19 protein-coding genes are annotated in these 22,533 nt (G+C 41.4%); 7 read left to right on the top strand and 12 right to left on the bottom strand.

Going from position 1 to position 22,533, the window contains the following annotated elements:
* Positions 1 to 49: 49 nt before the first annotated feature.
* The 4 genes from ftsX to secA all read right to left on the bottom strand — a co-directional run bounded on the left by ftsX (position 50) and on the right by secA (position 5,428).
* The gene (gene ftsX, locus EG2_RS03245; protein WP_060813450.1) at positions 50 to 934 is read right to left on the bottom strand and encodes a permease-like cell division protein FtsX; all 885 of its coding nucleotides are present in this window, start codon (positions 932 to 934) and stop codon (positions 50 to 52) included.
* Entirely contained in the window at positions 927 to 1,613 is a 687-nt protein-coding gene (gene ftsE, locus EG2_RS03250; RefSeq protein ID WP_005471877.1) for a cell division ATP-binding protein FtsE, read from the bottom strand. Before ftsE ends, ftsX begins: the two co-directional genes overlap by 8 nt.
* 116 nt (positions 1,614 to 1,729) lie before the next feature.
* A protein-coding gene (gene prfB, locus EG2_RS03255) for a peptide chain release factor 2 (protein ID WP_115241628.1) occupies positions 1,730 to 2,837 on the bottom strand; the annotation gives its coding sequence in 2 pieces (ribosomal slippage) (positions 1,730 to 2,764 and positions 2,766 to 2,837; 1,107 coding nt in all).
* Positions 2,838 to 2,929: 92 nt separating this feature from the next.
* Positions 2,930 to 5,428 carry a preprotein translocase subunit SecA gene (gene secA, locus EG2_RS03260; protein ID WP_003127623.1) on the bottom strand — a complete coding sequence of 833 codons (2,499 nt, stop codon included), beginning with the start codon at positions 5,426 to 5,428 and terminating at the stop codon, positions 2,930 to 2,932.
* Positions 5,429 to 5,934: 506 nt separating this feature from the next.
* Between secA and EG2_RS03265 the strand changes: the two genes are divergently transcribed.
* The 3 genes from EG2_RS03265 to EG2_RS03275 all read left to right on the top strand — a co-directional run bounded on the left by EG2_RS03265 (position 5,935) and on the right by EG2_RS03275 (position 9,494).
* Complete coding sequence (locus tag EG2_RS03265; RefSeq protein WP_060813454.1) at positions 5,935 to 7,194, top strand: extracellular solute-binding protein; 1,260 nt, start codon at positions 5,935 to 5,937, stop codon at positions 7,192 to 7,194.
* Positions 7,195 to 7,275: 81 nt separating this feature from the next.
* Complete coding sequence (locus tag EG2_RS03270; RefSeq protein ID WP_060813456.1) at positions 7,276 to 8,622, top strand: carbohydrate ABC transporter permease; 1,347 nt, start codon at positions 7,276 to 7,278, stop codon at positions 8,620 to 8,622.
* A gap of 2 nt (positions 8,623 to 8,624) precedes the next feature.
* Positions 8,625 to 9,494, top strand: coding sequence for a sugar ABC transporter permease (locus tag EG2_RS03275; protein WP_003127620.1), 870 nt, complete (start codon positions 8,625 to 8,627; stop codon positions 9,492 to 9,494).
* 91 nt (positions 9,495 to 9,585) lie between these two features.
* Here the strand turns inward: EG2_RS03275 and EG2_RS03280 are convergent, their stop codons facing one another.
* Positions 9,586 to 9,945 carry a winged helix-turn-helix transcriptional regulator gene (locus EG2_RS03280; protein WP_003127619.1) on the bottom strand — a complete coding sequence of 120 codons (360 nt, stop codon included), beginning with the start codon at positions 9,943 to 9,945 and terminating at the stop codon, positions 9,586 to 9,588.
* A gap of 128 nt (positions 9,946 to 10,073) precedes the next feature.
* Between EG2_RS03280 and EG2_RS03285 the strand changes: the two genes are divergently transcribed.
* Together EG2_RS03285 and EG2_RS03290 are read left to right on the top strand one after the other, a co-directional pair.
* Complete coding sequence (locus EG2_RS03285) at positions 10,074 to 10,916, top strand: aldo/keto reductase (protein WP_060813458.1); 843 nt, start codon at positions 10,074 to 10,076, stop codon at positions 10,914 to 10,916.
* An 18-nt stretch (positions 10,917 to 10,934) separates the two neighbouring features.
* Positions 10,935 to 11,729, top strand: coding sequence for an SDR family NAD(P)-dependent oxidoreductase (locus EG2_RS03290; protein ID WP_060813460.1), 795 nt, complete (start codon positions 10,935 to 10,937; stop codon positions 11,727 to 11,729).
* Between the two features lie 250 nt (positions 11,730 to 11,979).
* Here the strand turns inward: EG2_RS03290 and hpf are convergent, their stop codons facing one another.
* The 5 genes from hpf to EG2_RS03315 all read right to left on the bottom strand — a co-directional run bounded on the left by hpf (position 11,980) and on the right by EG2_RS03315 (position 15,553).
* Positions 11,980 to 12,537 carry a ribosome hibernation-promoting factor, HPF/YfiA family gene (hpf, locus tag EG2_RS03295; protein ID WP_003127615.1) on the bottom strand — a complete coding sequence of 186 codons (558 nt, stop codon included), beginning with the start codon at positions 12,535 to 12,537 and terminating at the stop codon, positions 11,980 to 11,982.
* A gap of 133 nt (positions 12,538 to 12,670) precedes the next feature.
* Positions 12,671 to 13,345 (bottom strand): ComF family protein, encoded by a 675-nt coding sequence (locus tag EG2_RS03300; protein ID WP_060813463.1) that lies wholly within the window; start codon positions 13,343 to 13,345, stop codon positions 12,671 to 12,673.
* Positions 13,335 to 14,645 carry a DEAD/DEAH box helicase gene (locus EG2_RS03305; RefSeq protein WP_060813464.1) on the bottom strand — a complete coding sequence of 437 codons (1,311 nt, stop codon included), beginning with the start codon at positions 14,643 to 14,645 and terminating at the stop codon, positions 13,335 to 13,337. Before EG2_RS03305 ends, EG2_RS03300 begins: the two co-directional genes overlap by 11 nt.
* A gap of 222 nt (positions 14,646 to 14,867) precedes the next feature.
* Positions 14,868 to 15,188 (bottom strand): PTS sugar transporter subunit IIB, encoded by a 321-nt coding sequence (locus EG2_RS03310; RefSeq protein ID WP_003127611.1) that lies wholly within the window; start codon positions 15,186 to 15,188, stop codon positions 14,868 to 14,870.
* Positions 15,189 to 15,259: 71 nt separating this feature from the next.
* Positions 15,260 to 15,553 carry a DUF7662 domain-containing protein gene (locus EG2_RS03315; RefSeq protein ID WP_003127610.1) on the bottom strand — a complete coding sequence of 98 codons (294 nt, stop codon included), beginning with the start codon at positions 15,551 to 15,553 and terminating at the stop codon, positions 15,260 to 15,262.
* Between the two features lie 101 nt (positions 15,554 to 15,654).
* On the opposite strand from EG2_RS03315, the gene EG2_RS03320 reads away from it, so the two are divergent.
* A complete protein-coding gene (locus tag EG2_RS03320) occupies positions 15,655 to 16,290 on the top strand; it encodes a YigZ family protein (protein WP_060813466.1) in 636 nt (211 codons plus the stop codon).
* A 192-nt stretch (positions 16,291 to 16,482) separates the two neighbouring features.
* On the opposite strand, the gene EG2_RS03325 is transcribed toward EG2_RS03320, so the two are convergent.
* Both EG2_RS03325 and EG2_RS03330 read right to left on the bottom strand, forming a co-directional pair.
* Entirely contained in the window at positions 16,483 to 17,190 is a 708-nt protein-coding gene (locus tag EG2_RS03325; protein ID WP_003127608.1) for a GntR family transcriptional regulator, read from the bottom strand.
* Between the two features lie 188 nt (positions 17,191 to 17,378).
* Positions 17,379 to 21,611 (bottom strand): 2-hydroxyacyl-CoA dehydratase, encoded by a 4,233-nt coding sequence (locus EG2_RS03330; RefSeq protein ID WP_060813468.1) that lies wholly within the window; start codon positions 21,609 to 21,611, stop codon positions 17,379 to 17,381.
* 176 nt (positions 21,612 to 21,787) lie between these two features.
* Here EG2_RS03330 and EG2_RS03335 point away from each other — a divergent pair, with 176 nt between their 5' ends.
* The gene (locus EG2_RS03335; RefSeq protein WP_060813470.1) at positions 21,788 to 22,393 is read left to right on the top strand and encodes a TetR/AcrR family transcriptional regulator; all 606 of its coding nucleotides are present in this window, start codon (positions 21,788 to 21,790) and stop codon (positions 22,391 to 22,393) included.
* Positions 22,394 to 22,533 lie beyond the last annotated feature (140 nt).

Here is a 22,533-nt window from a genome sequence, read left to right on the forward strand (position 1 = left end):
CCATGAAAAACAGACCTGCTAGTCAGCAGATCTGTTTCAATAACACGTTCTACGCTTTTAAGAAACGGCGCATTGAGATGACCGATCCTAATGACCCGATCACGATTCCGATCAGAGCCATGACACCACAAACTTGCAGTAGAAATTGATTTGGTGCGATCAGACTATAATTGGAACGTAGCAGTGCGGGATTGACTAACAAGTAAACTTGGTGATAACCAAAATACATAATAGCGATAGGGACAATTGATCCCAGCAATCCGATCCAGCCACCTTCTAAGAAGAAAGGCCAGCGAATGTAACCATTTTTAGCGCCTACCAAGCGCATGATTTGAATCTCTCTTTGACGAGACAAGATCGTGATCCGAATCGTATTTGAAATCAAGAACATTGCCACAAAGATCAATAGGATAGCAGCCCCAAGCCCCCACGTACGAACCGCAGCTGATAGAGCAAAGATCTTGTCAGAAGAATCGCCACCATAGTCTGCTTTGAAAACATTTGGCAAATCTCCAGCTTGTTTTGCAATTTCTTTCGTGTATTCAGGATCTGTGGCGCTAACAACGTATACGTTATAAAGCGGGTTGCTGTCTCCTTCAAATAAGTTCCAAGAATCCCCCATCGCATCCTGAATTTTTTTCAATTCATCATCACGACTCGAAAAACGAACGTCTGAAACATTCGGTAATTCTTTAAGCGATTGTTCCAAAGTATCCATGTCTTTTTGTTCTGTTCCGATATCCACAAAGACAGAAACATCCACATTCTTACGGATGTCTTCGGCTAACTTCGTTGCATTTAAAATAACACCCAAAAAGATACCGACTAACGTCAACGTGATCGTGACTGCACTGAGTGACGCGATCGTCATCCAGCCGTTTCGTTTTAAACTTTTGATACTCTCAAGGAGATGACGGAAAAACGTTCTAATCATCGTAACCATATTCTCCTTCCGCTTGGTCGCGAATGATCCGACCATTTTCAATTGCGATTACACGGTGACGAATCGTATTGACGATCGTGCTATTGTGTGTCGCCATCACTACTGTTGTTCCTTGTGCATTGATCCGATCCAACAACTTCATGATCTCCCAAGAATTCTCAGGATCTAAATTTCCTGTTGGTTCATCTGCAATCAATACTTTCGGGGTATTCACGATTGCTCGTGCAATAGAAACCCGTTGTTGCTCCCCGCCTGAAAGCTCACTTGGGAAGACCCGTACTTTGTGTTTCAATCCTACAAGGTCCAATACTTCCATTACCCGTTTTTTAACCTCCCGAGGCTTGCGGCCAATAACTTGCATCGCATAAGCAACATTCTCATAAACCGTTTTTCGCGGAAGCAATTTATAATCTTGGAAAACAACACCGATTTCGCGGCGCATCAATGGCACTTCGCGATTCTTGATCGTCAACAGGTCATACCCTGCTACATTAAGAACACCCTTAGTTGCTTTTTCTTCACGATACATCAATTTGATAAAGGTCGATTTCCCTGCACCGGAAGGTCCGACGACATAAACAAACTCACCTTGATCAATTGAAATCGAAAGATTACGGATAGCAGTCGTACCATTAGAGTACTTTTTCATTACTTCTTTCATTTCAATCATGCAGCTATCTCTCCATCTCACTTTTTTTCATACTGGCTTATTATAGCATGAATATATTTCACAATGCTTTCAACAGATTACAATTATATTTCAATCTGTTTAATAGCCCAGTATAGTTATTTTTGATTTAATTTCAACTTGAGGTAGGCGTCGATAAAGCCGTCTAAATCACCATCCATTACTGCTTGTACATTCCCTGTTTCAAAGTTAGTCCGGTGATCTTTGACCATGGAATACGGATGAAAGACATAGGAACGAATTTGTGAACCCCAACCGATCTCCATCTGTTCTCCGCGAAGAGCTGCAGCTTCCTGTTCTTTCTTTTCTACTTCTAGTTGATAAAGTTTTGCTTTCAACATTCCCATTGCTTGTTCCCGGTTTTTCAACTGCGAACGTTGTGCTTGACTGGCCACAACGGTACCAGTTGGAATGTGCGTGATTCGTACAGCAGACTCCGTCTTATTGATGTGCTGACCGCCCGCACCGCTCGCACGATAAGTATCGATTTTCAAGTCATCACTATTGATTTCGATATCAATCGCACCATCCAGCTCTGGCATGACATCTACCGAACAAAAAGAGGTATGCCGTCTTTTGGCTGAATCAAATGGTGAGATCCGAACTAAGCGATGGACGCCTTTTTCTGATTTCAAATACCCATAAGCATTATGGCCTTTGATCAACAAAGTGACACTCTTGATTCCGGCTTCGTCTCCTGCCTGATAGTCCAATGTTTCGACTTGGTATCCATGTTGCTCGCAAAAACGAGTATACATCCGCAACAACATACTGCCCCAATCTTGGGACTCGGTGCCGCCAGCACCTGGATGCAGTTCGATGATTGCATTGTTTCGATCATATGGTTCATCTAACAGCATAGACAGTTCATAAGTTCCCATTTTTTCATTCAAAGCTTGGATACGTTCTGCTAATTCTGCTTCCATCTCTGCATCTGGTTCTTCTTGGATCATTTCCAAAAGAACTTCTAACTCTTCAAATTCTTCTGCCAATTGATTGAACTGATCGTAGGTTTCTTTATTGGCATTGTTCTCGTTGATCACCTTCTGTGCTTGCTCAGAATTATCCCAAAACGTAGGGTCCGCCATCTGGTGTTCTGCTTCAGCGATTGCCTCTTCTAACTGATCTAAGTCAAAGAGACCCCCTAAAACTATTTATTTTTTCATTCATTTGATTCAATTGATTCCGAATATCTGCGATTTCCATTTGAATTCCTTCTTTCTTCACGCGTATTGTAAATGAACGGAAAAGGCTGGACAAGAAAAGCTGCCAGCCTTTTTCCTAACGTATCAATTCTTCTATTTTTTGCCGTGACAGTTTTTGAATTTTTTGCCACTGCCGCAAGGACACGGATCATTACGGCCAACATTTTTGAAACTAGGATCTTCTTCTGGGACTGTTTCAGTTTCTTGAGCTTCTCCTTGAGCGACTTGTTCTCGTTGTACATTTTGGCGAATCTCAGCTTTCATGAACAAGCGTGTCACTTCATATTCGATCGCTCCCACCATATCTTCAAACATGTTGTATCCTTCAGTTTGGTATTCAACCAATGGATTGTTCTGACCATATGCTCGCAGACCGACTGACTGTCTTAATTGGTCCATCGCATCGATATGGTCCGTCCATTTCGTATCCACCACTCGCAGAATAACTACTTTTTCAAATTCTAACAATTGTTCTTGACTGTTTAATTGGGCTTTTTTCTGCTCGAAAACTTCTTCTGCCCGTTGATAGAGATAGTCTTTGATTTCTTGTGGTTTTTTGCCTTTGATATCATCAACAGAGATGGAATCTTCATGCACTAAAGCATTTCCGGCAAAGTCGACGATCCCTTCATAATTCCAATTGCTTTCTTCTAATTGGGTATGGCTATCGACAACTCGTTCAATCGATCGTTTGACCATATTCATCAATGTTTGTGAAAGATCCTGCTCTTCCATGATCACTTCTTGACGTTGACCATAAATGACTTCCCGTTGCTCACGCATAACATCATCGTATTGCAAAACGTTTTTCCGGGTATCGTAGTTGTTACCTTCTACTCGTTTTTGCGCAGATTCTACTTGTTTAGACAACATCTTACTTTGAATCACGGCATCTTCTTCATCAATCTTCATCCGATCCAAGAACACTTTGATCCGCTCAGAACCAAACCGTTTCATCAAATCATCTTCCAACGAAAGATAGAATTGAGAAACCCCTGGGTCTCCTTGACGCCCAGAACGTCCTCGTAATTGGTTATCGATCCGGCGAGATTCATGACGTTCCGTACCGATGACCGCTAATCCGCCTAATTCAGCAACACCTAAGCCTAATTTGATATCTGTTCCCCGACCAGCCATGTTCGTTGCGATCGTTACAGCACCTTTTTGTCCTGCGTTCAGAATGATTTCAGCTTCTTTAAAGTGATTTTTGGCATTCAGTACTTCATGAGGGACTTTCTCTCTATCCAACATACTTGAAAGCAGCTCGGAAGTTTCTACAGCTACTGTACCAACAAGCACTGGTTGCCCTTTACGATGCCGTTCTTTGATATCTTGCACCACTGCGTGGAACTTGCTTTCCAGCGTTGGATAAAGTAAATCTGCCCGGTCATCACGAACGATTGGTCGATTGGTCGGAATCTGAATGACTTGCATATTGTAGATTTCACGAAATTCTTCTTCTTCTGTTTTTGCAGTACCAGTCATACCAGAAAGTTTTTTGTACATCCGGAAGTAGTTCTGGAAAGTGATCGTAGCCATCGTTTTGGTTTCATCTTCGATCTCAACATTTTCTTTTGCTTCGATCGCTTGGTGCAATCCATCAGAATAACGACGTCCATCCATGATCCGTCCAGTAAACTGGTCAACGATCAAGACTTTGCCTTCTTGTACGACATAGTCGATATCGCGGATCATGATATAATTCGCCCGCAACGCTTGGTCCATATGATGGGTCAACGCTGTATTTTCGATATCATACAAGTTTTCCAAGCCAAATGTTTCTTCGGCTTTCTCGATCCCTTTTTCAGTCAATCCAATTGTTTTTGATTGGATGTCGATTTTGTAGTCTTCTTCTTCTTTTAATCGTTTCACAAAATTATCGACCCGATTGTATAGTGCAGTCGATTTTTCTGCTTGTCCAGAAATAATCAATGGTGTTCTGGCTTCATCGATCAAGATTGAGTCGACTTCATCGACGATGGCATAATTCAATGGCCGTTGAACCATTTGATGGCGGTAAACCACCATATTGTCGCGTAAATAGTCAAAGCCTAGTTCATTATTCGTACTGTAGGTGATATCGCAGGCATATGCAGCCCGTTTTTCTTCTGCTGTCTTCGAATTGATGTTTAACCCAACAGTCAATCCTAAGAAATTATACAACTCACCCATTTCTGTAGAGTCACGAGTTGCCAAGTATTCATTGACCGTTACAACATGTACACCGGCACCACTTAACGCATTCAAATAAACCGGCAATGTCGCAGTCAAGGTTTTCCCTTCACCGGTACGCATTTCAGGGATATTTCCGTCATGAAGCACGATCCCCCCCATTAATTGGACATGGTAAGGATACAGTCCTAAGACGCGTTTTGCCGCTTCGCGAACCACAGCAAAGGCTTCCGGCAATAATTGGTCTAACGTTTCACCTTGTTGAAAACGACCGCGAAATTCATCTGTTTTTTCGCGCAATTGTTCGTCAGATAAAGCGGCCATTTCGTCCGCATGAGATTCAACTTGTGAAGCAATATGGTCAAGACGTTTTAATTCTTTTTTATCATTCTCGATTAATTTTCTAAAAAAATTGGCCATGCCTATATAATTCTCCTTTTATTTCTACTTTTCCTAACTGGAAACTCTCCTAACTATTTTATCACTAGTTCATCATAAAGGAAATATTTTTCGGCGTAGTTCATGTTTCTCCACGATTTTTTAACTCTTTTTTTCTTTTTTCAATTGCTTTAAATAGATTTCTTTTACGCCCATTGCTTCTTGTGTCCAAAAGAAACGCTACTTCTCTTGCTCCTTAAAATAATCTCTGAAACAGAAAGCAATCGTTTGCTTTACGACCGATGGAAAAATGAGCTGCCACATTTTCATTTGCTTTTCAAATGTGAATAGAATAACTAAGTTATTTCCAGGAAATTTCGACCTTATCATTCCAACTGTAGAAAGGTTTTATGTTAGATTGATTTCTAATTTTTCTTTTAAGCAATAGAAAACTAAAAAAGTTGTTCATTTTCTGCTTGACTATTATTGCAATCGATTGCATAATTAGGTCTGTAAACGCAAACAATTAATTTTTAGGAGGAACAAGAATGAAGGTAGATGTAAAACGATTACTTATTGGGGGAAGTATTTTAAGCTTGTCTGCAATCGTACTAGGCGCTTGTGGCAACAGCAACGACGATGCTGCTTCAAGCAATGGCAGTGCAGCGGAGTCTAGTGCAAAAGTCGAAGGTGATATTAAATTATGGGTAGACACCGAACATATTGATGCCTTACAAGGGCAAGTCGACAAATTTGAAAAAGAGTATCCTGATGTAAAAGTAACAGTTGCAGCTGGTTCTTCTGCCGATGCCAAAGCAGACGTCTCAAAAGACCCTGAACAAGCAGCCGATGTATTCATGATGCCTCATGACCAAGTAGGACAAATGGCTGAAGCTGGTCTGATTTATCCAATTGGCGATAAGCAAGCAGCAACAATCAAAGATACAAACGTGGAAGCAGCAGTTGATGCCGTGACTTGGAAAGACAAAATTTACGGCTATCCTTACGGTGTTGAATCTCAAGTGCTTTATTACAATACTTCTACATTGACAGCAGATGATGTAAAAACTTGGGAAGGATTGACTTCCGCTGGAAAAATCGGTACCAACTTTGCAGAAGACGGTGCAAACTACATTTTTGGCCCTCTATTTATGAGCAACGGAAATGTTCTTTATGGAGAAGACGGTGAAGATATTAATGGAACCAATTTCAACAACGAAGCTGGTGTGGAAGTCTTACAATGGATCGCCGATCAAAAAAATAATAGCGGTGTCCTTCAAGCCAGCGAATCCGCGTTGTCTGATTTGCAATCTGGAAAATCAGATGCATTCCTTTCAGGTCCTTGGTCAAAAAATGACGTAGAAAAAGCGCTTGGAGACAACATGGGTGTTGCCGCCTATCCAACGATCGACTTCGGTAGTGGTGCGAAACAAATGAAAGCTTTCTTAGGTGTAAAGCTTTATGCTGTCAACCAACAAACCGAAGCGCCATTAGCAGCTATGGCTTTAGCAGAATATTTAAGCAACCAAGAAACACAAGAAATCGAATTTACTGAAAACGGCGTTGTCCCTTCAAATAAAGATGCACAAGAATCCGATGCAGTAAAAGCTGATGCAGTAGCAAAAGCTGTGATGGAAATGTCTGATGCAGAACACTCTGTCGTGATGCCTAAATTACCTGAGATGGTTTCTTTCTGGCCACCAATGGATGCGTTAATCAACGATACCTATAAAGGTCAAATTAAACCGGATCAGTTCCAAGATAAACTCGATAAGTTTGTTTCCGATATTTCAAAAGTAACAGAATAATCAACAACACATCACTATACATGACAAAGGGAAAGCCTGCTTTCCCTTTTCTAGTTAATTACGAAAGCAAGGTGAGAGGATATGTTCAGGAAAAAAAATGCGTCGCATATCACTTTTAGAGAATTATTCAAAAAAGGCGATCTAGCGACAAAGCTATCTTTTATTTTGATGGGAAGCGCCAATTTCGCCAATAAACAATGGCTGAAAGGAATTATTTTCATCGTATCACAAGTTGGTTTTATCGCTTGGTTCATAAGAAATGGTTTCCACGCTCTTCTGATGCTGCAAACATTAGGAACACAAAAACAAGGGTTGGTCTATAACGAAGCACTTGGTATTGAAATCTTGCAAAAAGGTGACAATTCAATGCTCTTATTGCTTTTTGGTATTGCTTCCCTGCTCGTTTGTACACTCTTGATTATTCTCTATATCATTAATTTGAAAAGCGCCCGTCATTTGTACGAATTAAAACAACAAGGACTTAAAATCCCTACGACACGCGACGATTTACATAGTCTGGTGAACGAACGCTTTCATGCAACATTGATGACAATCCCATTGATTGGTGTCTTATTTTTTACTATCTTACCGCTCTTATATATGATTTCGATTGCCTTCACCAATTATGATCACAAAAATTTACCCCCAAAAAATCTGTTTACTTGGGTAGGATTGAAGAATTTCTCTAATGTCATTACTGGTGATATGGCGTCCACCTTTTTCCCAGTACTAGCTTGGACATTGACATGGGCTGTTCTCGCAACGATCACTTGTTTCTTCTTCGGCGTAATCTTAGCCTTGTTGATCAACGCGAAAGGGATCCGTTACAAAAAATTGTGGCGCACCATTTTTGTTTTGACGATGGCAGTTCCTCAATTCGTATCACTTTTGATCATGCGTAACTTACTAAACGGTTCTGGTCCGATTAACTCACTCTTACTGAATTGGGGATGGATCTCTTCTTCGATCCCGTTTCTGACCGATCCTTTCTTTGCGAAAGTCAGCATTATCTTTGTGAACATGTGGATTGGGATTCCAGCAACCATGCTTGTAACAACAGGAATCTTACAAAATCTTGATCAGGAACAACTAGAAGCAGCCGAAATTGATGGCGCCAATAAATTCCAAATTTTCCGCTCCATCACATTTCCTCAGATATTGTTTGTAATGATGCCCGCATTGATTCAACAGTTTATCGGCAACATCAACAACTTTAATGTTATTTTCTTATTGACTGGCGGCGGCCCATCTAACTCTAATTTTTATGGTGCTGGCTCGACCGATCTGTTAGTAACGTGGCTGTACAATTTGACAGTCAACACGATGGATTACAATTTAGCTTCCGTAATCGGTATCTTGATCTTTATCTTATCTGCTGTCTTTAGCCTGTTTGCATACACGCGAACAAATTCTTATAAGGAGGGGTAACAATGTCTGTAAAGAAAAAGAAATCCGGCTACCAACAAGGGCAGTCAAAAACCCGTTTTCTGATTTATACGATTTTGATCATTCTTTCTGTTCTTTGGTTATTCCCGATCGTTTGGATCATTTTGACAAGTTTTAGAGGAGAAGGCGGGGCCTTCGTTCCTTATATCATTCCCAAAGAATTCACTTTTGAAAATTACCGACAACTATTAGCCAATGATAGCGGCAGCTACCCTTTTGTTCGCTGGTTCTTGAATACATTGTTTGTTGCTGTCTGCAGCTGTCTTTTGTCCACATTTATTACAATCGCAATGGCCTACTCCCTTTCCCGGTTGCGCTTTCGACTTCGTAAACCTTTCTTGAAAGTTGCCTTGGTATTGAATATGTTCCCAGGCTTTATGAGCATGATCGCTGTTTATTATATTCTAAAAGCCCTCAACCTAACACAAAGTTTATTGGCGCTGATCTTAGTTTATTCGGCTGGAGCGGCACTGGGATTCTATGTTGCCAAAGGGTTCTTTGATACGATTCCAATGGCGCTAGATGAATCTGCCATGATCGATGGTGCCAATAAATGGCATATTTTTACCAAAATCACATTGCCGTTATCAAAACCAATTATCGTCTACACATCTTTGATGGCCTTCATGGGTCCTTGGATGGATTTCATCTTTGCTCGAATCATCATGGGTGATGACGTCAAAAACTATACCGTTGCGATCGGACTTTATTCTATGATGACAAAGACAACAGCCAATTCGTTGTTTATGTCCTTTACAGCTGGCTGTGTGCTGATCGCTATTCCAATCACCCTACTCTTTATCTATATGCAAAAATATTATGTACAAGGAATTACTTCCGGTTCAGTGAAATAACCCTCTTCCTGCCTCACTTCTTTTAAGCAAAACTAGCAATCGCTGAGTGACTCTCGACTCGACGATTGCTAGTTTTTGTTTTTGATCTTCCCTATGCCTCTTGACTAGCTAACGCTACTTCAACACCTTGTTCTTTCAATGTTGAGACATGCATTTCTCCCCAATGACAGAGAGCATCCAATACGCTACTTAATGTCAGACCATAGTCGCTGAGAGAATAGACAACCTTTGGTGGGACTTGGTGATAAGAGGTTCGCAAAACGATACCGTCTGTCTCCAACTCTCTTAGTTGCTGCGTCAGCATTTTTTGACTAATATCAGGTATCCGTCGCTTCAAATCACTCGGACGCAAGGCGCCATCTCGCAGATTACACAGAATAATCGGTTTCCATTTTCCACCGATCACATCCATAGTAGCTTCCACACCAATGTTATATTTTTTGGGGGTCATACTTCAAACACTTCCTTTAAATTTACAAAAGTTACTTTTTTGACACTATAGCACAAAAAAGTAGGTACTATTCATCTGAACTTTTTTAGTATAAGGTATATTTACCAAAAATCAAGGAGGAAATTTATATGATCCACTCATTAACCGACACAATTACATTGAACGAACAAGTCAGCATTCCTGGCTTTGGTTTGGGCGTCTTTCAAATTCCTGATGAAGAAGTAGCTACTGTTGTAAAAAACGGCATTTTGAAAGGTTATCGTTTGATTGATACCGCGCAAATATATGATAATGAAAGAGGAACAGGCCAAGGGATCAAAGAAGGGCTAGCAGCAACTGGACTTACACGAGAAGAACTCTTTGTGACTTCTAAAGTTTGGAACAATTATTTGACCTACGATGAAACGATCGCAGCTTTTGAAAAGTCCCTCGCGCTTTTGCAATTGGATTATTTAGACCTTTATTTGCTCCACTGGCCTGGCAAAAATGCGTATCAAGAATCTTGGCGGGCACTTGAAGACCTCCATCAAGCTGGAAAGATCAAAGCCATCGGCGTCAGCAATTTTCAGATCCATCATTTGAAGGAATTGCTCGCTACAGCAAAAGTCAAACCTGTGTTAAATCAAGTGGAACTACATCCAAAATTAGCTCAAAAAGAACTGCGTGATTATTGTCAGCAACAAGGGATCAAGATACAAGCTTGGTCTCCATTGATGCAAGGTCAGATTCTCCAACATCCGACCCTCGTAAAGATGGCTCAACGCCATCACGTATCCCCTGCACAAATCGCCTTACGCTGGCATATCCAGCAAGATATTTTACTGGTAGTTAAGACAGTTAATCCTGACAGAATGGAACAAAATCAGCAACTCTTTGATTTTTCTTTGACGGAAGAAGATATGCGTGTACTTAATCGTTTGAATGAAGATCACCGGGTAGGTCCCGATCCGGATCAATTTAACTTTAACTAAGGAAATGGAGTGAAGGAAATGGAATTAGGATTAACAAAGAAAACAGCACTGGTCACTGGCTCTACGAAAGGTATTGGGAAAGCAATTGCATTCGAGTTGGCAAAAGAAGGCGCAGATGTCATCGTCAATGGACGGCAAGAGGACAGTGTCAAAGCTGTCGTTGCTGAGTTAAAAGAAAAATTTCCTAAGACGAATCCTCAAGTGGCTCCATATGATCTAGCCGATGCAGCAGCTCGCCAACAGCTTTTTGACCACTTCCCTAAAGTAGATATTCTTGTCAATAATATGGGGATCTTCGAACCAATGGATTACATGGAAATTACCGATGAAGTTTGGGAACATTTTTTCCATGTGAATGTTTTGTCGGGAAATGCTTTAGCAAAATTTTATTTGCCTCATATGCTCCAACAAAACTTCGGTCGTGTGATTTTTATTGCCAGTGAGGAAGCCGTTATGCCTTCTGGAGAAATGCCGCAGTACAGCATGACAAAAACGATGAACCTCTCTTTGGCTAAAAGTTTGTCAAAACTCACCGCTGGGACACAGGTCACTGTAAATACGATCATGCCTGGTTCAACACTGACCGAAGGCGTAGAAACGATGCTGAAAACGATGTATCAAGAAAGTGATTTGCCGGAGTCCATGTGGGAAGAAGATTTCATGAAAAAGCATCGCCCACTGTCTCAAATTCAACGACTCATTCGTCCAGAAGAGATTGGACGCTTTGTAGCTTTCGTTGCTAGTCCTTACGCATCCTCTTTCTCTGGAGCCGCCTTGAGACTCGACGGTGGTTTAGTACCAACGATTTATTGATTTCTCAGTAAAGAACTATGGCAAAAAGACTTTAGCAAACACAGTAGCCGAAAGGCCATAAAATTGCCTCTATGATCCTGCAGATCGGATTTACACCTGCAGGATCATAGGGGCAATTTCATTTCACTCAGCGAATCATTTCATTTAGCGACCCCTTTTATCACAGCTTTTTTATTCAAAAAAACAGAGCAAATCACTCTGCTCTGTCAAAAAAGACTTTTTTGGGGATTTCCGGCAAGTCATTCTTTGATCAATCGGTTTCGATCAATCCATACTTGCCGTCTTTACGGCGATAAACAATGCTTGTGCCGTTTGTTTCGGCATCTTCAAAAATGAAGAAGTTATGTCCTAGCATATTCATTTGCAAAACGGCTTCTTCGCTATCCATCGGTTTTAGAGAAAGACGTTTTGTACGTACAATGTCTAGTTCTGCTCCATTGGTCTCTTCTTCGTTTGTATCCGTTGTGAATAAGTCGCCATTGTCTGGAGCCACTAAAGCTGTTTCCCGAGATTTACGGTTGATTTTCGTTTTGAATTTACGGATTTGGCGTTCCAATTTATCAACAACCAAATCAATACTTGCATATAGATCAGGAGAAGTTTCTTCCGCACGCAAGACTAGGAATGGTAACGGAATGGTTACTTCAACTTTTGCTGTTTTTTCGGTATATACTTTCAAATTAACATGCGCTGTTGCTTCAGGCACATCATTAAAATAACGTTCTAGTTTACCTACTTTTTTCTCAACGTAATCGCGGATCGCTTCAGTTACCTCGATATTTTCGCCACGTACATTATATCTAAACATAAAAATTACCCCTTTCGTCTACCACACTAAGAAGGAAAAGGACCACTCTCTTCTTCTTCTTAACTCTATTATATCGAAGTATCTTGCATTTGGAAAGCAAATCGCTAAGATTTTTTTAAGCGTTTACAATTCCTTATCTGGCAAAAGAAAAGGACGTGATCGTTTTCGGCTGGCAAGTCAAAAGTACTTCTGCTGCATGATAAATTGTTTGTCCAGTCGTATACACATCATCCACCAGCAACACACGTTTGTCCTTGATTTCTTGACCCTTTTCGATAATAAATGGTTGCGGAGCTGCTAATCGTTCATTTCTAGTCATTGCTGCTTGAGGAGGTAAATGGATCTTTTTCTTTAGTAAGGATCGGTAATCAATCCCAGCAGCTTGTAATACTGCTGTCACTTGATTAAAGCCACGCTGCTGATAGCGTTCATGAGAAAGGGGGATCGGGATGACCAGATCATAGAGCAGTCCTTTGAAAGCTTGCTTGATCTCTGGGAGAAAGGTAGCTCGCAGACGAAAATCGCCCATTAATTTGTATTGATGGAGCCACTCCTGCATTCCTTGATTGTATCTCATCAGAGCACGATGCTGCAGCTGAAACTTTGGATAACGTTGCCGCCAATAGCGACAATCCCGACAATTTTGGCTTTCATTACAACATGTCTTGCAACAGCTAGTCAAATCAATAAGCTGCAATTTACTCCCACAGTCTGGACACTTCTCTGAAGCAGGAATTCCTAATGGCCATAAAATCTCCCGCAGCCACAGTTCTCGTGCAAACTCCTGTTGGCACCAGCTACACTTCACTTGCCAGCCACTCCTTTGCTAATCGATTCATCGCTTGGATTTCTAAGATCGCCTTACGAATCGCTGATGTTGCTTGATCATAGAAAAAGAGAACTTCTCCTTGATTGAATGGACCTTTTCGATCAACTCGTCCAGCGATCTGGACCAGTGCTGATTTAGAAAAAACAGGATGATCCGCTCCCATCACCACTACAGAAACATTTTCAAAGGTAACACCTCGTTCCAAGATGGTAGTTGTGAAAAGAATCTGATACTTTGAATTGCGCGCCTTGACTACTTTTTCTATTCGAGCAGGGTCTTTTGCTGAAACACTGGTTATCGTAACCTCTTTTAAGAATGATCGAACAGCTTTTTCTAGCCGTTCCATAAAAACAATACTTGGGCAAAAAACTAAGACAAAATTTGTTTGAGACAGGCGTTGCAGATGAGACAATAAGCGCCGTAATCTTCTTTTTGTTTGATACACGTTACGCCAGCCTTCATACCAAATCAGTTGAGGAACGATCAGCGGTCGCTGATGAAAACGCAGCGGCATTTTTTCCACTGCAAAATTTGATGTTTCTTTTAGTAATGCATCTGAAGGTGTGGCACTTAGATAAATCAGACAGCCGGTCGCTTTCAATGCATTCATTAACCCAAATCTTAGTTGCTGGTCCCCTTCATAAGGAAAAGCATCTACTTCATCAACGATCATCAAATCAAACGCCTGATAAAAATGCAGAAGTTGGTGAATGGTCGCAACAAGCAAGTCTGTATAGCGATACTCCTCTTCTGAATCTCCGTAAAGCAGTAAACAAGATTCTTTGGGGAATGCTTGTTGGATCCGAGGGAACAGTTCGCGGCACACATCGATTCGCGGAGAGACGACAGCTACCCGATGTCCTTTTAGTCTCGCCACTTGTATCACCTCAAAAATCATTTCCGTTTTGCCAGAGCCGGTTACTGACCAAACCAATGTCGCTTTTTTTTGTTGATAATTTCTTACCAACGCTTGTGAGATTCTTTTTTGAAAGACCGTTAGCGGACCTGGCCAATCAATCTCTGGAAAGCTGACATCGCTTTGTTCGGGAACTGTCACAAAGATTTTTGACGTATCTGACCGACCGTAATGAATACAGGTGGGGCAATAGTGAATCCCTGTTGGCAGCTGTACCGTCTCTTTATTGAAGCAGCTGCCACAACGCTGACATTCAATCTGTCCCTCATTGACTAAGACAGCTGGACGAATTTGACCATTTGTTTTGTCGGCATTGCTGCATTCCCTTTCGTTTACTAAAATTTGACGTCCGCCTACTCCCATCTCACTCTTCCTTCCATTATTTTTGTATATCCAAACCTTCAAAGCAGTGCCTTTTTCGAGGCTTTTTAATTTTTGAAAGTCTTGAACACTCGACACAAATAAAGTACGCCATACACAAAAAAAAGAACCTTACTAGTTCTCATTTTCTGCCAAAACAGAGAAATTCGAAACCTGTAAGGTTCTAATCAATAGTCTTAAGTAATCGTTGAAAACGGATTGGGCTTATTCACCAATCAATGTCAATGCTTGATCCAACACTTTTTCACCATTCATCATACCATAGTCAGCCATGTTGATAACTTCCAATGGGATTCCCTTTGGTGCTAAACGTTTTTCAAAATCGCCTTTCATGAAACGAACTTGAGGGCCTAATAATAAAACGTTCACATCTTTGCTTTCTAAATGTTGATCTGCTTCTGAAGCGGAAACAGCAAAAATATCTGTATCAAGACCTTTTGCATCAGCAGCTTTCTGCATTTTTGTCACTAATAAGCTGGTGCTCATTCCTGCGGAACAAACTAACATAATCGTTTTTTTAGCCATATCGAACACTCCCTAAAATTTTAAATAATATAACATTACCTATTCCTAGTATAGAACAAGTTTCAAATTTGTCAACGCTTACTGTCTATTAACCAATTGGACTTGACCAATTGATTGAAAACAACATATTCCTTCTTTAAATTCACGTGAACCACTTCATATCTTGCATTCAACCAAGCATAGGCCCCGTTTTCCGGATGCCGATAATCATTAGCCCACCAATCAATGCTTTTGCGGGCACTCTTTGGCAGCCCTGTCGCCGGAAATAACAGTTCATCAAATTGTGTGAAAGTCAATGTGACTTGAGAACCGCCATTAGATTTTAAGTAATGAGTGATGATATCGTATTTCTTGCGTTTACTCAATGGCAACGCCTCCTTTTTTATCCGTTCACTTATTCTTTACTGATTTCTTTCATTGAAACTTTTCTCCACATTACCTATACTGAAAATAAAAGGAGGAGCCTATGAAGAATAGTTACCGCACCATTCGTGAGGATGGACAAAGTGAACAAGAAATCAAGAAATCCCGATTCATTTGTTCCCTTAAACGTGTCACTTCCGAAGAGGAAGCCAAAGCATTCATCCTCGCCCTCAAAAAAGAGCATTGGAAGGCCAATCATAATTGCAGTGCTTTTGTTATTGGCGAAAACAACGAGATCCAACGAAGCAGCGACGATGGGGAACCAAGCGGTACCGCTGGTGTTCCCATGCTAGATGTTCTCAAAAAAAATGAATTAATCAATGTGGTTGCTGTTGTGACCCGTTACTTTGGTGGAACGAAATTAGGCGCTGGCGGTTTGATCCGCGCTTATGCAAGCACTGTTGCCGCTGCCTTAAAGGAAATCGGTATCGTTGAAGGGACACTTAACCAAACACTTTATTTGACCATTGATTATCCTCAGCTAGGAAGGCTGCAGAATCACTTAGAGCATCAAAACATTCACTTGTCATCCATTGACTATACGGATAAAATCCGAGTAACGCTGATGGTTCCCGAAACATCCTTGCCCGCGATAGAAGCCGATCTAACAGATCTGTTACAAGGACAACTAGAGATCGCACATGGCCCTGTCAGCTATGTGGAACGACCGATTTCCTGAGAAACAGATCAAATTTGTGTTGTCATTACTTGCTAGTGAAGCAGAATGATTGTTCAAATAGCTAATTGTCAAGCGATGCCTCATGAATCTGCTTGAGGCATCATTTCTGACAATTCTCTCTACTCTTTCACCTCGTTTACTAGCTTCGCTTTTATCTTTCACTTTGGTCAATATATCTTTCTATTTCCTGTCTTATTTTTCTAAATAAAACTCAAAACGATTCCCTACGTATTGTGTACGCACGTATTCAAATGGTTGTCCGTTTTCAAAACAGGTAATTTGCCGCATTCTTAAAATTGCATCCCCGCGTTTAATCTGCAAGTAATCAGCGATTTGCTCCGAAGCAATCATTGCTGAGATCGTTTGTGAGGCAGCCCCGATCTTATGACCACCCTTTTCTTCTAACACATGATACAAAGATGAGATGATTTCTTCTTTACTAAAATTGTGAATCAGTTTCTCTGGAATACTCGCCACTTCAAAACAAATAGGTACATCATCTGCATAACGAATGCGTTCCATCCGTAAAATCGTCTCATGCCCTTCTAATTGCAACTTTTCCATTTCACTCGAACTTGGTGCTGTCAAGAAGTAAGCCACTGCTTTACTAGAAGGCACCCGTCCAAGTGAGCGCATGATCTCAGTAAAACTCGTGGTTCCGCTCATTTTCTCCTGTACTTTCTGACGAGCCACATAAGTTCCTGATCCAATTTTTCTTTCCAAAATCCCTTCGTCGGCTAGTGTCTGAATAGCTTGGCGCAATGTCATGCGACTAACACCGAATTGTTTCGCTAACTCGCGCTCAGAAGGCAAACGGTCACCGATTTTGTAGGTTTCATTCTCGATGTTTGCTTTGATTTGATCATGTATCTGTATGTATACGGGTAAGTTCTCTGCCATAGTCTATTCCTCCATTCAGTTTCTATTATAACTGGTATATACCTAAATAACCAATGAAAAAACTAAAAAGACTGTCAATTTAAGGGAAAAATCCTTTTTTTCATTCTGTTCTTCTTGCAAAAGACAAAATAAGAAAAAAAGTTCCCTCAAATTGGTACAGTCTTATTGGATAGTTAAAGCGCTGAATGTTAGTTGCTGCTTTGCAAAGCTTTATTGGCCGTTGCCAACATTAAACGAATCCGATTCAATTGATTGACCATGGAGACTCCAGGATCATAATCAATCGCAGCAATATTGGCTTTAGGATATTGGTGCCGCAGTTCTTTGATCACACCCTTGCCGACCACATGATTTGGCAAACAACCAAAAGGCTGCATGCAAACGATATTAGTCACATCGGATTTCAATAGATCAATCATTTCACCAGTCAAAAACCACCCTTCACCCGTATGATTACCAATAGATAAGATTTTGCTAGCATCATCTGCTAATTGATAAATCGAGTGTAATCCTTCAAATCGCTGAGAAGCCCGTAACGCTCGGTCCATCGGTTTTTGGATCCGTTCGATCAATCCAATGGCAAATTCAGCGATCCATTTGCTTTTTTTGGCCATTCCTAGGTTTTGATAGCGCCAAATCTGATTATAAAGCGAATAATTCATAAAACCAACCATGTCTGGTACTACCGCTTCTGCCCCTTCAGCTTCCAAGAGCCGCACGATATCATTATTAGCCGTAGGTGAGTACTTCACTAAGATCTCGCCTACCACACCGACTCGCGGCTTGATGATATCTTGCAAATCAATGGTATCAAAATCGGCAATGATTTTTTTCATATTATGGTTGAACAAAGTAAAAGAACCGTTACGTACGTTTTTTTCGACTTTTTTGAGCCACGTTTCATGAAGCCGATCCACAGAACCAGAGATGGCTTCATAAGGCCGCGTACGATAAACAACTCGTTCAAATAAATCTCCATACAAAAATGCAACAGCTACCCGTTTCAGCATTGGTAATGTAAACTTAAAGCCAGGATTTGACTCCACGCCTTGATTTCCCATGGAGACCGAAACGACGGGAACTTGTGGAAAACCCGCATCGTTCAATGCTTTACGCAGCAGCGGGATATAATTGGTTGCCCGACATCCTCCGCCCGTTTGTGTCATCAATACGCTAGTGTTTTGCAAGTCATATTTTCCACTTTGGAGTGCTTCGATCAATTGACCGATGGAAATAATGGCTGGATAGCAAGCATCGTTATTTACGAAACGCAGGCCCACATTGACTGCTTCTCGATCATCCGCCGGCAAGCAGACCACATTGTATCCCGAAGCTTGCAGTGCCACGTCGACTAACCCGCTTTGATGGATTGGGCTTAGCATGGGTAATAACAAAGTATGTTGTTTACGCATTTTTTTAGTAAATGTGATCTTGGCAGGTTCTTCAAAACGTTGAGTAGGAATAAAATGGTTTTTCTCCCTTTCATTGACAGCTGCCTTAAGAGAGCGTAAGCGGATCCGAATGGCGCCTAAATTAGCCCCTTCATCGATTTTCAATACAGTGTACAGTTTGCCATATTGTTCCATGATCTCTTCTACTTGATCTGTTGTGACGGCGTCGATTCCACAACCAAAGGAGTTTAGTTGGACCAATTCCAACTGCTTGCTTTTGGCGACGACCCGTGCTGCGGCATATAAACGAGAATGGTAAACCCACTGATTAACGACACGTAAATGACCGACATTTCCCAAATGCGCAATGCTATCTTCTGTTAATACATGAAAGCCCTCTTGGGTGATCACTTCTGCGATCCCATGATTGATCTCCGGATCCAAATGATAGGGTCTGCCAGAAAGTACGATGCCCCGCTGATTGGTTTCGGTCAGCATCCGTAAGGTTTTTTCCCCTTGCTGACAGACATCTAGCTTAAATTGATCCAATTCTTCAAAACCATGCCGCAATGCGTGCGCGATCTCTGTCTCAGTGATACCCAAATCTTGGAATTCTTCCGTCAACACTTTGACCATCGAAGCTTCGTCTGCCAAATTTAAAAACGGGTTCCGATAATCCACACGACCAGCGCGGATATCATCCAGATTGTTGCGAATGACGTCAGGGTAGCTTTGTACGATGGGACAGTTGAAATGATTCTCAGCCTGCGCTGTTTCTGGTCTTTCAAAAATAATTCCTGGATAAAAAATCAATGGGACCCCTTGATCAATCAACGCTTGAATATGTCCATGAGCGATTTTGGCCGGATAACAAGCGGTATCACTTGGAATCGTCTCGATACCTTTCTCATACAATTTTTTGTTTGATCGTGGGGACAATTCAACGCGAAAGCCCAGTTCTGTAAAAAAAGTATGCCATAACGGATAGTTTTCATATAGATTCAATACACGAGGAATGCCGATACGCCCACGAGACGCTTCTTTTTTGCGAAGCGGGCGATACTTAAACAAGCGGCGGTATTTGTAATCGACTAAATTTATCTTGCGCTCTTCTTTTTTGATTTTGATGCGGGCACCCCGCTCGCAGCGATTTCCGGTAATAAATTTGCGTCCATCCGAGAATAAAGTGACAGTCAGCATACAATTATTTTCACATAACCCGCAATGAGTGAATTCTTTTTCAGCAGTAAACTGGCTCAAATCATCACTTGAAAGCAAGGTTGTGACTTCACCAATCTCGTAATTTTCTAACGCAATCAGTGCTGCACCATAAGCACCCATCAAGCCAGCGATTGATGGCCGAACGACTTCCCTGCCGCTGATTTTTTCAAAAGCTCGTAACACCGCCTCATTATAAAAAGTTCCTCCTTGGCAGACGATTTTCTCGCCTAGATCTTCCGGGCGCCGAATTTTGATCACTTTATACAAGGCATTTTTGATCACAGAATAGGAGAGACCCGCAGAAATATCCCCGACAGACGCGCCTTCTTTTTGGACTTGTTTCACTTTTGAATTCATGAATACCGTACAGCGAGAACCAAGATCGACTGGATTCTTGGCAGTAGTGGCTGCCAACGCAAATTCTTTGACTTCGTATTTCAGCGAACGCGCAAAGGTTTCAACAAAGGACCCACAGCCTGAGGAACAAGCTTCATTCAGCTGGATCGAAGAGAGCGCACCATCTTTGATAGTCATGGCCTTCATATCCTGCCCACCAATGTCCAAAATAAAATCGACCCCCGGTTGGAAATGTTCGGCGGCTTTATAATGAGCCATCGTTTCAACTTCACCAATGTCAATTTTCAGTGCATTTTTGATCAACTGTTCCCCATACCCTGTGACCGCAGCTTTCCCAATGAAGACAACTGGGGGCATCTGCTGATACATTTCCTGTAATACCCGCATGGTGGTTTCCAATGGCTGCCCTTCATTGTTGCCATAAAAAGAGTAAAGAATCCTCCCCACTTCGTCGATCAATACGACTTTCGTTGTCGTTGAACCCGCATCGATGCCGAGAAAGGCTGCTCCTGTATGAGAAGCAAGTTTTTTTTCTTCCACCGAAGATTGTCCATGACGCTGTCTAAAAACTGCGAGCTCTTCTTCCGTAGCAAATAGCGGCGCCAATGTGTGGGACGGTTGCAATTTCGCTGAATCATCGGTTGATAACCGAGCTAATAATGTATTGAGTTGAGCTGTTTCTTCTCCATATAAAGCGGCGCCGATCGCAACAAACAGCTGGGGATTTTCTGGAAAAATAACGTCTTCTTCAGCAATCTGCAGTGTCTCCACAAAGCGGCGCCGTAGTTCAGACATGAAATAAAGGGGACCACCTAAAAAAGCCACTTTCCCCTTGATTTTACGACCAGCAGCTAACCCTGCAATCGTCTGATTGACCACTGCTTGAAAAATACTGGCGGCGATATCGGCTTTATCCGCTCCTTCATTGATCAAAGGCTGCACATCTGTTTTTGCGAATACCCCGCAGCGGGAAGCGATAGGATAGATCGTTTGATAATTTTTCGCTAAATCATTTACACCATTGGCATCGGTTTTCAACAATACCGCCATTTGATCGATAAACGCACCCGTCCCACCTGCACAGCTACCATTCATTCGTTGTTCCAACGCCCCTTCAAAAAAGGTTATTTTGGCATCTTCTCCCCCTAATTCAATGGCAACATTTGTTTCAGGAATCAGTGTCTCAACTGTTTTAGTACAGGCAATGACCTCTTGCACGAAAGGGATCGCTAAAACTTCGGCCAGTCCCATCCCTCCAGAGCCAGTGATTGCTAGTGCGACCTGTTGATTACCGATGACTTCCTGAGCTTCCAGTAAAACTTTTTTTGTGGCAGTTTTGATATCCGAATAGTGGCGTTCATACTTGGCAAAGAGGGGCTGCTTTTTTTCATTCAAGACCACCATTTTGACAGTCGTCGATCCTACATCGATACCAGCATTTAATTTTTTCATAGGGTGCCTCCGCTTTATCCAACACTTTGTTGATTATCTTACAAACTGTTTGTTATAATACTTATGTCTATTTTAAGAACAATCTATTGACATTTCAACAAACAGATTCATGTGATGTGTGAGATAAGCAACAGGAACGGTAAAAGTGTCGCTTAAATTGAGAGGAAGTTCACAAAATGAAAAAAGTTGATTTGCGGGTTCAACGTACGAATAAACATATCATGGAGGCTTTTATCCGACTCGTAGAGCAAAAAGGCTACGATCAAGTGACTGTCCAAGATATTGCCGACGAAGCCATGATCAATCGTGCGACATTCTATGCTCATTATAAAGACAAACAAGATTTATATGAAAAAATTTTTGATATGGCAATCGACTCCTTTACTTCGATTTTGTCCCTTGAAGATTTAGTCCAGGGAAATCGAATCAAGATCAAACGAGTCGAACTGGCGATGACAAAAATCTATCAGCACATTCAGGACAATCGCTTTTTTTATCTGACTATCATGGATGGCGCGGCCATCGAATTAGTCCGGCAACGAATCGCGGAGATTCTCTATGAACAATATGACCATATTTTTTCAAAATTAAAAATTACAGAAAGCTCTATCGAAGTACCACTGGATTTCGTTATTGAATATATGACATCGATTTTTGTTGGTACTCTGCACTGGTGGCTTACTGCCGATAGTCAAATGACTCCTGACCAACTAGCTAAACTGGTCATTAAATTAGTCGCCAATGGACACTTAACCGTTCTCGGTATCGAAATCGAAGGGTAACATACGGGAAGAAGAGTATTATCGTATAAATCAAAAAACCGAACCAGAGTTGCCTCCCCAGTACTTCCTCTCAGAAATCAGGAAAACGTGAAACGGGTGACAACTCTTGTCCGATTTATTTGTTATTAGGCTGTTTTACT

The organism is Enterococcus gallinarum NBRC 100675, assembly GCF_001544275.1.
Lineage (GTDB): Bacteria > Bacillota > Bacilli > Lactobacillales > Enterococcaceae > Enterococcus_D > Enterococcus_D gallinarum.

Coding starts and splice junctions, on each gene's coding strand:
- ftsX (WP_060813450.1), bottom strand. CDS start 934: ATGATTAGAACGTTTTTCCGTCATCTCCTTGAGAGTATCAAAAGTTTA.
- ftsE (WP_005471877.1), bottom strand. CDS start 1,613: ATGATTGAAATGAAAGAAGTAATGAAAAAGTACTCTAATGGTACGACT.
- secA (WP_003127623.1), bottom strand. CDS start 5,428: ATGGCCAATTTTTTTAGAAAATTAATCGAGAATGATAAAAAAGAATTA.
- EG2_RS03265 (WP_060813454.1), top strand. CDS start 5,935: ATGAAGGTAGATGTAAAACGATTACTTATTGGGGGAAGTATTTTAAGC.
- EG2_RS03270 (WP_060813456.1), top strand. CDS start 7,276: ATGTTCAGGAAAAAAAATGCGTCGCATATCACTTTTAGAGAATTATTC.
- EG2_RS03275 (WP_003127620.1), top strand. CDS start 8,625: ATGTCTGTAAAGAAAAAGAAATCCGGCTACCAACAAGGGCAGTCAAAA.
- EG2_RS03280 (WP_003127619.1), bottom strand. CDS start 9,945: ATGACCCCCAAAAAATATAACATTGGTGTGGAAGCTACTATGGATGTG.
- EG2_RS03285 (WP_060813458.1), top strand. CDS start 10,074: ATGATCCACTCATTAACCGACACAATTACATTGAACGAACAAGTCAGC.
- EG2_RS03290 (WP_060813460.1), top strand. CDS start 10,935: ATGGAATTAGGATTAACAAAGAAAACAGCACTGGTCACTGGCTCTACG.
- hpf (WP_003127615.1), bottom strand. CDS start 12,537: ATGTTTAGATATAATGTACGTGGCGAAAATATCGAGGTAACTGAAGCG.
- EG2_RS03305 (WP_060813464.1), bottom strand. CDS start 14,645: ATGGGAGTAGGCGGACGTCAAATTTTAGTAAACGAAAGGGAATGCAGC.
- EG2_RS03310 (WP_003127611.1), bottom strand. CDS start 15,188: ATGGCTAAAAAAACGATTATGTTAGTTTGTTCCGCAGGAATGAGCACC.
- EG2_RS03320 (WP_060813466.1), top strand. CDS start 15,655: ATGAAGAATAGTTACCGCACCATTCGTGAGGATGGACAAAGTGAACAA.
- EG2_RS03325 (WP_003127608.1), bottom strand. CDS start 17,190: ATGGCAGAGAACTTACCCGTATACATACAGATACATGATCAAATCAAA.
- EG2_RS03330 (WP_060813468.1), bottom strand. CDS start 21,611: ATGAAAAAATTAAATGCTGGTATCGATGTAGGATCGACGACTGTCAAA.
- EG2_RS03335 (WP_060813470.1), top strand. CDS start 21,788: ATGAAAAAAGTTGATTTGCGGGTTCAACGTACGAATAAACATATCATG.